This is a genomic window from Rhodothermales bacterium (genome assembly GCA_041391505.1).
Lineage (GTDB): Bacteria > Bacteroidota > Rhodothermia > Rhodothermales > JAHQVL01 > JAWKNW01.
The window spans coordinates 61988-74685 of sequence record JAWKNW010000028.1; the positions used below are offsets into that span (position 1 = coordinate 61988).

General features: G+C 65.5%; 8 protein-coding genes and 1 tRNA gene. 4 read left to right on the forward strand and 5 right to left on the reverse strand.

What is annotated here, in order from left to right:
• The first annotated feature begins 459 nt into the window (after positions 1–459).
• Both R2834_20610 and R2834_20615 read left to right on the forward strand, forming a co-directional pair.
• Positions 460–533, forward strand: a tRNA-Asp gene (locus R2834_20610).
• 351 nt (positions 534–884) lie between these two features.
• On the forward strand, positions 885–2087 hold the full coding sequence (locus R2834_20615) for an MFS transporter (GenBank protein ID MEZ4702748.1): 1203 nt from the start codon (positions 885–887) through the stop codon (positions 2085–2087).
• Between the two features lie 5 nt (positions 2088–2092).
• On the opposite strand, the gene R2834_20620 is transcribed toward R2834_20615, so the two are convergent.
• The 5 genes from R2834_20620 to R2834_20640 form a co-directional block, all read right to left on the reverse strand.
• Positions 2093–4552: a protein kinase gene (locus tag R2834_20620; protein ID MEZ4702749.1), complete on the reverse strand. Its 2460-nt coding sequence runs from the start codon at positions 4550–4552 to the stop codon at positions 2093–2095.
• Positions 4553–4658: 106 nt separating this feature from the next.
• On the reverse strand, positions 4659–5204 hold the full coding sequence (locus R2834_20625; GenBank protein ID MEZ4702750.1) for an ECF-type sigma factor: 546 nt from the start codon (positions 5202–5204) through the stop codon (positions 4659–4661).
• A 197-nt stretch (positions 5205–5401) separates the two neighbouring features.
• Complete coding sequence (locus R2834_20630) at positions 5402–6163, reverse strand: SDR family oxidoreductase (protein ID MEZ4702751.1); 762 nt, start codon at positions 6161–6163, stop codon at positions 5402–5404.
• A 177-nt stretch (positions 6164–6340) separates the two neighbouring features.
• Positions 6341–7510, reverse strand: coding sequence for a PQQ-dependent sugar dehydrogenase (locus R2834_20635; GenBank protein MEZ4702752.1), 1170 nt, complete (start codon positions 7508–7510; stop codon positions 6341–6343).
• Between the two features lie 99 nt (positions 7511–7609).
• Positions 7610–8383 (reverse strand): VanW family protein, encoded by a 774-nt coding sequence (locus R2834_20640; GenBank protein ID MEZ4702753.1) that lies wholly within the window; start codon positions 8381–8383, stop codon positions 7610–7612.
• Between the two features lie 146 nt (positions 8384–8529).
• Between R2834_20640 and R2834_20645 the strand changes: the two genes are divergently transcribed.
• Together R2834_20645 and R2834_20650 are read left to right on the forward strand one after the other, a co-directional pair.
• The gene (locus R2834_20645; GenBank protein MEZ4702754.1) at positions 8530–11787 is read left to right on the forward strand and encodes a PDZ domain-containing protein; all 3258 of its coding nucleotides are present in this window, start codon (positions 8530–8532) and stop codon (positions 11785–11787) included.
• 302 nt (positions 11788–12089) lie between these two features.
• Positions 12090–12698, forward strand: a 609-nt coding sequence (locus tag R2834_20650; GenBank protein ID MEZ4702755.1) for a M1 family peptidase, incomplete at its 3' end; no start/stop codon positions are given.

The following is a 12698-nucleotide window of genomic DNA, read 5'->3' on the forward strand; positions in this document are numbered from 1 at the left end:
TCCACTGTCAGATGAACAAACGACAGCCCGGCGTGGAACGGATCCGCAGGAGACGGAACGCGCGGACTGTATGGGAAAAAACATCTATCAGAACGGCAAGCGCGGAGGGGCAACGGGGCGAACCGGCGGTGGTACGGTCGTCGTTCGCTGCAAGCGCTTACAGGACCCCTGATTTCATGGAGTGAAGTGCTGTCGCGTCCCCGTACGACGACGGGGATCGGCAGCACGGGGCAATCTAAACACATCCGAAACGATCTGCAAATGGCCCGCGGACGGACGTAGGGGCCGGCTGCCGGGCTCTTCAACTTTTTTTCACGGCCTTCCCGCATTTTTTGGAGGCCGGGGGGCTTGTGGCCGGCATGCGGCTACCGTATCATTCGGATCTCTTTTCGAGGGGCCACGTTAAAAGCCTCTCGAAACCGGAAGCGCCGCTTCTTGAGGCCTTTCGGAAGACATACTGGTTCGGTAGTTCAGTTGGTTAGAATGCCGCCCTGTCACGGCGGAGGTCGCGGGTTCGAGTCCCGTCCGAACCGCATAAAAACCCCGGTGCATCCTGTGATGCGCCGGGGTTTTCGCGTTTTCGGGCCTGCCGGCGCCGGCGCTCACTTTTTTTCGCCCCGCGTGATCCCTCCCCGCTCCTTTTCCAGTAGTTCCCTGTGATCGCGATCTGTGCCGTTAGGGGTATCGGACCAGATACCGCGATACCTGATGGGCGGGGATGGGCGCGGCGCCCCCATGGATATTGATTGGTCGGCTGCCCCATCCCCCGCTTGCTTTCCCGCCTCCCGGAGAATGCGACCTTGCTGTGAAGGCCTCCCTGTCGCTGCTGCATAACATCTTATTTGATGTATATTCGCCCTGCAACAGCCGCACGATGATTGCTCATGGACGAGTTCGCCCGCGGATGGAAGCCGCTCCTTGCCTCAATGCTGGGCATGGCCTGCGGCATCATGGCCATCACCTTCTACACGCAAAGCCTCTTCGTAGAACCGATCACCCGCGAGTTCGGGTGGACGCTCGGTCAGTTCTATCGGGGATTCACCATCATGATGGTCGCCGGCCTCATCACCGCGCCCATCACCGGATTCCTCGTCGACCGCCTCGGCCCCCGCCCCGTCGGCATCGCGGGCCTCATCGGCCACGCCGCCTGCTACGGCCTGCTCTCGCTCAATACGGGCTCGCTGACCTACTGGTACGCCGGCTTTTTCCTCCTCGCGGTCTTTTCCGCCGGCTCCCTGCCCATCGCCTGGCTGCGCATCGTGGCGAGCTGGTTCGACCGCCGCCTCGGCCTGGCCATCGGCGTGACGATGGCGGCGTCCGGCCTGATGGCGGTCGCCGCGCCCCCGATCGTGGAGTCGCTCATCGAGGCCTACGGATGGCGAGGCGCCTACCGGGCCCTCGGCGGCGGGGCGCTCCTCCTCTCGCTGCCCGTGGTGCTGGCCTGGCTGCACCCCGGCGACGCCGCCCAGCTGGCATCGGACCGGCACGATGACCCGGGCATGACGGTCGTCGAGGCGCTGAAAACTTATAAATTCTGGGCCCTGTGCATCGCGCTCGCCCTCAGCGTGCTGGCGGTGGTCGGTCCCGTGTCGAACCTCGTGCCCCTGATGACGCACTACGGGATGCCCCGGGCGGAGGCGGCGCGGCTGGCATCGATCCTGGGTGCGCACGTGATCCTCGGCCGGCTGATGGTGGGCACGCTGTTCGACCGCTACTGGGCTCCGGGCGTCGCGGCGATCTTTCTGGTGCTGCCGCTGCCGGCCATCGTGCTCGTGGCCACGACCCCACTGTCATCCACCCTCGCCATCGCGGCGGCGATGACGCTCGGGCTGGCCACCGGCGCGGAACTGGACATCATCGCCTACCTCACGCGCATCTATTTCGGCCGCCGGCATTACGGCAGCATCTACGGCGCGCTGTTCGCCTTTTTTACGGTGGCGTCCGGCCTCGCCCCGATGATTTACGGCCAGGCATTCGACGCCTTCGCGACGTATACGGGCATCCTGCTCCTGTCCGCCCTGCTCCTGTTCGCCGCGGTCGCACTGATCCTTTCCCTCGGGAAAACGCCCCAGCAGTCGCCGGCCTGATCCGCTCAGGCGCTCATCCACATCGAGTCCCGGATCGCGGCGAACGCAGGGTCGCCACGCAACGCGCTGAAACGCGGATCGACATCCGCGAGAACGATCCAGCTGGACCGATCCTCCACGGCCATCCGCAACCCGTCGAGCGCCTCGTCGAACCGCTGGAGCCCGAGACAAATGACCGCGCGGTCATACGGCGACGCATAGCGGCCTTCCCCATCATCGCCCCAGAGATCGAGCACCTTTTCCGCTTCCTCGGTGCGGCCGGCACACGCCAGGGCGTGGCCCAGCATGCCCAGTCCCAGCGTCGACGAGCGCGAGCCGGCCAGCTCGATCGCACGCTGAAACGCGAGGATGGCCTGGTCGTACTGCTCCCACTGTTCGTACACGAGCCCGCGCAGCGCATACGCCAGCCAGAAGCGAGGATTCGCTTCGATCACCCGCGAGGCGATTTCGAACGCTTTCTCGTACTGGCGGGCCTGCCAGTGGATGATGCCCGAGGCGGCCTGGATGACAAACGAGAGCGGATCGTAGTGGCCGGCGATGGCGATCTCGTTGATCGCCTCCTCGAAACGCCCCTGCGCGGCCAGAATGAAGCCGGCGAAGAAGGAGTGGCCGGTGGGATAACCCGGATTAAGGGAGATGGCCTTCCGGCACGACCGTTCGGCGCCATTCCAGTCCCAATCGAACGCCCGCGAGGCCCCCTGCGAGGTGTACGCCTCCGCCAGAAGCGGGTCGAGCTGGATCGCGCGCTCGGCCGCCGCCCGGGCGAGTGGATACACGTCCGCGCCACGGCGATAGCCGTAGAGACCGGAGAGGACGTAGCTGTCGGCCAGGCAACTGTATGCATTCGCGTAGGCCGGATCCTCTTGCAGCGCCTGCTCGGCAAACTGGATCGCCTGTTCGAGATCCTGCTGCGTGCGGCGGTTCCAGTGGAAACGGGCCTTGAGATACCGCTCGAACGCGATCGGGTTGGATGTCGTGGGCTTGAGGATGCCGGCTTTCTGGTTGCCCAGGAGCTTGACCCGCAGCACACCCACGATCCCCAGCGCGATCTCGTCCTGCACGGCGAACACATCGTCCAGCACCCGGTCGTACCGCTGCGACCACACATGATAGCCGTCCTCGGCGCTCACGAGCTGCGCCACGATGCGCACCTGGTTACCGGCCTTGCGCACACTGCCCTCCAGGATGTGCTCCACCTGCAGCTTGCGGCCGATGTCCTGCACGTTCAGCGACTGACTCTTGAAGGCAAACGACGAGGTGCGCGCGACGACGCGCAACCCCGACACGTTGGCGAGGTCGTTGATCAGCTCCTCGGCGAGCCCCTCGCAGAAGTAATCGTTTTCCGGGTCGGCGCTCATGTTGACGAACGGGAGCACGGCGATGGACGGGAGCGCCTGGGCGGCGCGCGTCATTTCCTGCCGGAGCCGCATCGTCGAGTCGATCGCGCGCAGCTCGACCAGGACGTCGTGGGCGCCGATGTACCGGTCGCGCGGTTTCTTGGCGAGCAGCTTGTAGATGAGCGACCGCAGCTCGCGGGGCACGTCGCCGCGGATCGACTCGATGGATCGCGGTTCGGCGTTGAGGATCGCCTGGATCACTTCATATTCCGAGCGCCCCTCGAACGGGCGGTTCCGCGTCAGCATTTCGTACAGCACGACGCCGAGCGACCAGAGGTCGGAGCGGGGGTCCACCTCTTTGCCGAGCGCCTGCTCGGGCGACATGTAGGCGACCGTGCCGCGCGTCGTGCCCGACTTGGACAGGTCGTCCGTCCCTGGCAGTTTGGCGATCCCGAAATCCGTGATCACGAGCCGGCCCTGGTCGTTGATCATCAGATTGGCCGGCTTGATATCCCGGTGGATGATCCCCTTCGCGTGGGCGGCCTGGAGCCCTTCGCAGATCTGCATCCCGAGCCGCAGCGACTCGGCCATCTCGAGCGGGCCGTCCGCTTCGACCTCTTTCAGCGATTTGCCGACGACATACGACATGGCGATGAACGGGGTGCCGGCGCGCTCGCTGATCTCGTAGATCGTACAGATATTCGGATGATCGAGCGCCGCGGCCGCGCGCGCCTCGTTCAGAAAGCGCTGCCGCCCCTCGCCGAAGGTGACGAAGGACCCGGTCAGAAACTTTAGCGCGACCGTTCGCTGCAGCCGCGTGTCACGCGCGCGGTAGACGATGCCCATCCCGCCCCGGCCGACCACCCCTTCGACCACGTACTGCCCGAACGATTCGCCGGGTTCGAGCGCTTCGGGCGGCTGGACGACTTCCTTGACACGCTTCCCCAGTTCCTCGAAAAAACCCACTTCCTCGGCATCGTCGGCCGACTTGACCAGGCGCTGCAGTTCCGCCTTCAGCTCCGCATCGCCGCCGCATACCTCATCCACATAGGCGTCCCGGCGCTCGGGGGGCAGCGCCAGCACTTCGCCTAGCAGGACCACGATAGCCTTGCCACGATCTGCCGACATGGACAGCAAGCAGTTGGGATGAATACACCGGACGCGTCGCGGCGTGCGCCAGACCCGGAGCGAAAAGCCTGGAGCGCCGTCCCGATGGCCGCGTCACCGCGCGAGGTCAGGTAATTTCGTTGTATAACCACGCTTTTGCAACCGCCCATCCCCGTTTGACGGTCGCGGGTGAGATCTTGAGCATCTCGGCCGTCTCTTCCACGCTGAGACCGAGATAAAACCGGCACTCGACGATGCGGCTTTCGCGGGGGCTGTGCTGCTCGAGTCGGCGCAGCGCATCCTCGAGCGCGATGAGATGCAGGGCCTGATCGTCCGAAAACGTAAACACGCCGCGGGTTTCGTATTCGCCATCCTCCAGCGAGAACTTGATCAGCTCGCCGCCGCGCTTCTGGGCGTTTTTCTGTTCGGCGTAGGTGTACAGCACCTGCCGCATGGCCTTGGCGGCCAGGGCAAAAAAATGCCCCCGGCTCGACCAACCGGGGCTCGGCGCGCGCGACAGCTTCTCGTACACCTCGTGCACGAGCGCCGTCGTGTTGATGGTGAAGTCGCCTACCCAGCGGGCCCGCTGAACAGCGGCTAGGCGATGCATTTCGGTGTAAACGGCTTCAAATAATTCGCCGAGGGCGTCTTCATCGCCGGCTTCGTGATCCATGGCAACGTGCGAGGCTGGTGGGTAATCGCTCGTTCGACCCAAACGTAGCAAAAAATAGAACGTTTTACCAGGTTATGACCCTGCGCACTCGGCGCGCCGGTCATCGAACGCAGGCTTCAGCACCGCTGAACGCTCTACATCAACCTACTGCTTTTTCGCACGAAATGGCTCAGCTGCGCCCACGGCGGCGTCCCGGCTTACTGCGCACAGTAGCCCCCGTCGGCCAGCATGGCGTGCCCGGTGACGAACGACGCCGCCGGCGACGAAAGCCATACGACCGTCTCGGCGATTTCATCGGACTGGCCGAGCCGGCCGATCGGATGGACCGCGACCAGCCCCTGCTTCGCGGCCGGATCGTCCAGCAAGCCGGCCCGTTCGAGCATCGGCGTCTCGATGAACGCGGGGCACACGGCGTTGATGCGAAGGCCCTTTGCGGAGTATTCGAGCGCCGCGACCTGCGTCAGGCCGACCACCCCGTGTTTGGCGGCTGTGTAGGCCGACGCGTGCGCGAACCCCACGACGCCGAGGATGGAGGCGACATTGACGATGGCGCCGCCCTGTTTCAGCAGATGCGGGATCTCGGCGCGCATGCACAGCCAGACGCCCCGGAGGTTGACGGCGATGACCCGATCCCAGTCCTCGATGGGATAGTCTCCCGTGAGCGCGAGCGGCCCGCCGATGCCGGCGTTGTTGCAGGCGGCATCCAGCCGGCCAAACGCCGCGATCGTACGGTCCACCATGGCGTCAACCTGGGCGGGGTCGGATACGTCCACCCGGATGGCGATCGCCTTGCCGCCCTGGTCCGTGATCATCTTTACGGTCTCCCGGGCCAACGCCTCATCCATGTCCGCCACCGCCACCGAGGCGCCTTCCCGGGCAAACGCCAGCGCCGTGGCGCGGCCGATACCCGAGGCCGCTCCCGTGACCAGCGCTGTTTTTCCTTTGAATGTCGCAACCATAACCGTCACCGCTTTGAGTCCTGATGCGTCGAAGCCCGCCGCAGATGGGGCGGCCGGCCTCTGAACGCGGTACGACTCAGCGTACGCCCGGCGGCACTACGCCGGCGAGAGGCGAATCCGGCGGGTGGATGCGAGGAACAGGGGATGTATGGCGTCGGGGGCATCCCGACGGGCGGATCAGCGCGTGTACCGGATCCGCAGGATGCGGTCGTCGCCGGGGCGCAGGGCGGCCTTGCCGTCCTTATTCCCGGTACCGACGTAGATGTATCCGTCAGGGCCGGCGGTCACCGTGCGCAATCGGCCCAGCCGGCCTTCGTTGGGGTTGTCCGCAAACCATCGCTCGATGGAATCAACGGCGTAATCCTCCCCGAAGCGGATCCGGATCAGCGCCTGGGTCCGCAGGGTGGAGACAAACAGATCGCCCTCGTAAAACGCGATGCCCGATGGCGGGACGGAGTGCGACGGCCACATGGCGATGGGATCCTCGTACTCCGGCATCCCGGGGGCGCCGACGACCATCGGCCAACCGTAGTTCTTTCCGGGGAGGATCCGGTTGATCTCGTCCCGGTTGCGGACGCCGCCTTCCTGCGGGAAGCCGGAGGGTCCGTGTTCGGAGGCGAACATGGCGCCGGTAGCCGGATCCCACGCCAACCCCTGTACCGCCCTATGCCCCAGCGAATACACGGGCGAACCGGGAAACGGGTTGTCGGCCGGCACGTCGCCGTCCGGCGTGAGCCGCAGAATCTTGCCGGCGAGCGAGTGCAGGTCCTGCGCGAGAGGCGGATGCCCCGTATCGCCCGTGCCGATGTACAGCATCCCGTCCGGACCGAACGCGATGCGACCGCCGGCGTGGATGATCGCCGATGGTATCCGATCGAGGATGACTTTCTCGGGCGTCAGCTTCTCGGGCGCGTAGGCGAGCCGGACCACCCGGGTGAAGATATTGTCGCCGTTCCGATAGGCGTACATGGCGTAGACGAAAGGCCGGTTGGCGAAGTCGGGATGCGCGGCCAGTCCCATCAGGCCGATGTCGGCGTCGTGGACGACGTCGAACGAGGCGACTTCGACGGGCGACCGGCTGCCGGCGGGCACGCGCTGGATGCGCCCGGGGCGCTCGGCGATCAGGGCGTCGCCGTTGGGGAGAAAAACGATGGACCAGGGGATGGACAGGCTATCGACCCAGGTTTCGATCTCGATGCCCGCCGGCTCCGGCACGAACGTGTCGACGGTCGATTGCGGTTGTTCTCCGCGGATGGGCGGCTGCTGGGCTAAGGCGGCCGGCGTGAGGCAGGTCGCCGCCAGCAAGGCAACGAGCGGGAAGCGACACAGTGAGGGTGCGGACGGCATAACGCGGGACGAGTGCTAGAGGATCGGGCTGAAGGATCCGGCATCGGATCGGGAAGCCAAAATAGCTGCGGCGGATCTGGCTGTCAAAACATGTCGCGGTCAGCCGGCGTGCGGCCGGTAGACGTCCACGTAGCGCAGGACGCGCCGGTCGCCGGGGCGCTCGACGGTGCGGACGGTTTCCACGCGCCAGCCCGGCCTGGTATTCCCCGCTACGGCCGGCAGTTCGTCGACGATCTGCGTTTCGATGGAGACGTGGCCGGGCATCGGCTGCCGGCCGTGCAGGCTGACGCGCACGACCGGATTCGCATCGTCGATCGCCATGCGCAGCTGCACCGGGACCCCGGTGTCGTTGCGGGCGATCAGGTCCTTGTAGCCATAAGACAGGGTCGCGTCCTGACCCAGGATAAAATACCGTTCGGCACCGTAGGCGTCGATGCTGTGGTTATGCCGCTCGATCACCTCAAACCCGGCCCGGAGAAAAAGCTTGTAGAGCGCTGTCGAGATCTGGCAGAGCCCGCCCCCGACATCCCGCGTCACCACATTGCGGATAAAGGCCGGCCCCTCGCGGAACCGGTTGCGCCGGCGGGGCGCCGGCACGCGTTCCCAGAACCCAACGATCTGCCCCGGTTCGACGACGAGGCCATCGAAGTACGAAGCGGCCAGCTTCATATTCCAGATGCGGCTCGCATTCACCTCGGGTCCGTTGCCCCGCATCCGTATCACGACCTCGAGGTCGCACCAGACGTGCCCGAACGCATCGCCCGGAGCCTCCTGCCGGGCGGCGTATTTCCCTCGATGCCCCTGCAGGGCGTAGCGCCCGTACTTGAGGCGGTGCGCGGCCGTCGCCTTGAGGTCTTGAAGGATGCGGTGCATCGGGCGTGCGTAGCGTGAAGAAGGATGCAGTACCGTCTACCCACTCGTTGCGTCCGGCTCCACCTTCGTAAGGCCGCCCGGATCCTGGATGCGGATGGCCCCGGAATTTTGTATATATCCCCATCGTCACCATCCTGAGGTCCGCCATGCCCCACTCCACGATCCGCTGCCTCATCCTGTGCCTGTTGACCGCCGCCACCGGGTTGCCGGCGGCCGCCCAGACGGAAGACACGCGCTTGCTGCGCAACCCGGCGATCAGCGAAACCGATGTGGCGTTCGTCTACGCGAACGACATCTGGATCGCCCCGCGCGCCGGCGGCGACGCGCGGCGGCTGACCACGTTCGAGGGGGCCGAAACCGAACCGCATTTTTCCCCGGATGGCCAGTGGATCGCCTTTTCCGGGCAGTACGACGGAAACACCGACGTCTACCTCGTGGCCACCGCCGGCGGCGAGCCTACGCGCATCACCTGGCATCCCGGCGCCGACCTCGTACGCGGTTGGACGCCGGACGGCCGCCAAATCGTATTCGCCTCCGCCCGCACATCGCCCGTCGGCGTCACCCGGTTCTTCACGGTATCCCGCGAGGGAGGCCTCCCCGAGCCGATGCCCATGCCACGCGCTTTCCAGGGCCATTTCGCGCCGGATGGCTCGCACGTCGCCTACCAGATGGTACAGCCCTGGGAAGATGAATTCCGGAACTACCGGGGCGGACAGAACAACCCGATCCGCGTGCTGAACCTCCAGACGCTGGACGAGGAGAAGCTCCCCTGGAGCGCGGACGAGCGGCCGAACGACAACAGTCCGGTATGGATCGGGGACACCATCTTCTTCCTTTCCGATCGCGACTATGCGATGAACGTATGGTCCTACGACACAAAAACCCGTTCCATCGAACAGCGCACCCACTTCCGGGAGTTCGACAGCAAAAGTCTCGAGGCCGGCGGCGGCCTGCTGGTCTTTGAAAACGGGGGCTGGCTCTACACCCTCTCGCCCGCCGGCGGCGAACCGCAGCGTCTCGTCGTCAACGTCCGCGGCGACTTCCCCTGGGCCCGGCCGCACTGGGAGGACGTGGGCGACTACATCACGCACAGTGCGATTTCCCCGACCGGCAAACGCGCCGTGTTCGAGGCGCGCGGCGACATCTTCACGGTGCCGGCGGAAAAGGGCGATGTCCGCAACCTGACCGCCTCTCCCGGGACGGCCGATCGCGCGCCGGCATGGTCGCCGGATGGAAGCCGCATCTCGTGGTTTTCGGATGCTTCGGGCGAATACCAGCTGGTGATCGCCGACCAGTTTGGCGCCGTACAGAAGACCCTCGCGCTGCCGGGCGCCACCTTCTTCTACACCCCCCACTGGTCGCCGGACGGCAAGCACCTCACCTTCACCGACGCGGACCGGGTCATCTGGGTCGTGACGGTGGACACGGGGAAAATCCAGAAGGTGGATAACGAAGGATTCGCCACGCCGGCGCGCAACATCGAGCCCGTTTGGTCGCCCGATTCGCGCTGGATCGCCTACTCGCGTTATCTCCCCAACCAGTTCAACGGGATCTTCGTCTACGACGTCGAAAAGGGCGGCAAGCCCGTGATGATCACGGACGGCATGTCCAACAGCCTGGAGCCGGCGTGGGACAAAAACGGCAAATACCTCTATTTCCTGGCCAGTACGAACTACGGCGTCGGCGTGGCCTGGCTGGACATGATGTCGTACCCGTTCACGGCGGATTACGCGGTATACCTGGTCGTGTTGAGCGCCGATGAGGCCGCCCCCTTCGCCCCCCAGAGCGACGACGAAGCGACCGACACCGATTCAAACGGCAGCGAGAGCGATACCACCAAAAAGCCGGTCGACGTCCGCATCGACTTCGACGGCCTGCCGTACCGGATCGTCGCCCTCGACGTCCCGGCCCGCCCCTATTCGGATGTGCAGGCCGGCGACGGCGTCGTGTTTTTCGCCGAGCGAATCCCGAATCAGGACGGGTTGACGCTCCATCGGTACGCCGTATCGGAGCGGAAGGACACGCCGTTCATGACGGGCGTCGCCGGATACGATGTATCGCACGACGGCACGAAGCTCCTGTACGCCATGCCGGGCGGCGGGTACGGCATCGTGGACGCCACCGGCACGCCGGCGGCCGGCGACGGCACGATCGCTACCTCGGCGATGCGGGCGTACGTGGACCCGGCGGCGGAGTGGGAGCAGATCTTCAACGAGGCGATCCGATTCCAGCGGGACTACTTCTACGTCGAAAACGTCCACGGCCTCGATCTCGCCTGGGCGAAGCGCACCTACGGGGCGTGGCTGCCCTCGATCCGCCACCGCAGCGACCTGAGCTACGTGCTCGATATCCTCGGCGGCGAGACGTCGATCGGGCACTCGTTCGTCGGCGGCGGCGACTTTCCGAACGTCGAGACCGTGCCGGTCGGGCTGCTTGGCGCCGACTTCCGCATGGAGCAGAACCGCTACCGCATCGCCCGCATCTACACGGGAGAACGGTGGAATCCCACCATCAAGGCCCCGCTTTCCGGACCGAGGCTGGAGGTGTCTGAAGGCGACTACCTGCTGGCGGTGAACGGCCGCGAGCTTCGCGCCGGCATGAATCCATACAGCCTGTTCGAGGGCACGGCCGGCAAACAGACGGTCCTGACGCTGAGTGCGACGCCCGGGGGTGAGCCATCGCGGCAGGTGACGGTCGTCCCGGTCGCCAGCGAACAGGCGCTGCGCAATCAGGCCTGGATCGAGGGCAATCGACAGATGGTGGATCGGCTGTCGGATGGCCGGCTGGCCTACGTCTGGCTGCCCAACACCGGACAGGACGGCTACACGAACTTCAACCGCTACTATTTCGCGCAGCAAGACAAGCAGGGCGCGGTGATCGACGAGCGGTACAACGGCGGCGGATCCATCGCGGACTATATGGTCGACCTCATGGCTCGCCCGTTGTACGGCTACTTCAACAACCCGATCGGCGACAAGACGCCGTGGAAGGCGCCGAACGCCGGCATCTGGGGACCGAAGGTGATGATCGTGAACGAACGCGCCGGCTCGGGCGGCGACATGCTGCCGTACATGTTCCGGCATCGCGGCGTCGGTCCGCTCGTCGGCACCCGCACCTGGGGCGGCTTGGTCGGCATCTGGGACGTCCCGGACTTTATCGACGGCGGCGGGATGACGGCACCCCGTGGCGGCTTTTTTAACCTGGACCGCGAGTGGGATGTCGAAAACATCGGCATCCCGCCGGATTACGAGGTCGAGCAGACGACCCGAGCCGCATCGGAAGGCCGCGACCTCCAGATCGAGAAGGCGGTGGAGGTGGCGCTGGAGTTGCTGAAGACGCAGGGCGTCACCCATCCGGCGCAGCCGGCTGATCCGGTGCGCGTCCGCCGGCCTGACGGGCGTTGACGGAGGGTAGGCGCTGGGGGCGAAAGGTGTCTGGAAGGGATGCGGACGTCTTCCGCGCGTTCAGTACGTGGCGGAGCAGGGCCATCGCATGCTCTTCAAGCGTGAGCATCTCCCGGTATGGGAGTATGGGGGTATGGGAGATTCTCCGGTAATAAATGCCCCCATGCACCCAAACTACCATACGTTTCTCACGGCCAAGGTGAGAATGCGATGGCCCTGCGTGGCGGAGGCGCCATATTTTGCGTCTTTACGCGGGGTAGTATATTCGGGGGACGACACCATTCATCGATCCTCTGATTCTGATGCACCGTATTGCCTTCTTTCTCCTGTTCTGCCTGATCGCTCCGGCGGCGCACGCGCAGCGCGCCATCGACAACACCTCGCCGTTCCGCGACCTCGGCCTGCCGGCCGCCAACAACATCCGCAACGGCGCCGGCCGGCCCGGTGCAGCCTACTGGCAGCAGCGCGTCGACTACACCATAAAGGGCACGCTCGACACCGAAAAGAACCAGCTCCACGGGACGGAAACGATCCGCTACACCAACAACTCGCCGGATGCCCTGCCCTACCTCTGGATGCATCTCGAACAGAATATGTGCGCGCCGACGAGCGTCACCAACCAGCTGAACCAGCCGCCGCTCATCTTCCTGGGGTCGGTGTTCGACTTCTCGTGTCAGGGGTTCGAGGGCGGCATCTGGGTCACCCGCATCCAGGCCGGCGGGCGCGACCTCGCGCATACCGTCTACAACACCACGATGCGCGTCGACCTCCCCGAAGCCATCCAGCCGGGAGACCGGCTCGACATCGAGGTCGACTGGTACTTCATCATCCCGCCCTATGGTGGCGCGCGCATGGGTCGCGACGGCCCGCTCTACGAAATCGCCCAGTGGTACCCCCGCCTCGCGGTGTAC

Excerpts from the sequence above, each read along its gene's own strand:
- R2834_20615 (MEZ4702748.1), top strand. The coding sequence starts at position 885 with ATGGACGAGTTCGCCCGCGGATGGAAGCCGCTCCTTGCCTCAATGCTG.
- R2834_20620 (MEZ4702749.1), bottom strand. The coding sequence starts at position 4,552 with ATGTCGGCAGATCGTGGCAAGGCTATCGTGGTCCTGCTAGGCGAAGTG.
- R2834_20625 (MEZ4702750.1), bottom strand. The coding sequence starts at position 5,204 with ATGGATCACGAAGCCGGCGATGAAGACGCCCTCGGCGAATTATTTGAA.
- R2834_20630 (MEZ4702751.1), bottom strand. The coding sequence starts at position 6,163 with ATGGTTGCGACATTCAAAGGAAAAACAGCGCTGGTCACGGGAGCGGCC.
- R2834_20635 (MEZ4702752.1), bottom strand. The coding sequence starts at position 7,510 with ATGCCGTCCGCACCCTCACTGTGTCGCTTCCCGCTCGTTGCCTTGCTG.
- R2834_20640 (MEZ4702753.1), bottom strand. The coding sequence starts at position 8,383 with ATGCACCGCATCCTTCAAGACCTCAAGGCGACGGCCGCGCACCGCCTC.
- R2834_20645 (MEZ4702754.1), top strand. The coding sequence starts at position 8,530 with ATGCCCCACTCCACGATCCGCTGCCTCATCCTGTGCCTGTTGACCGCC.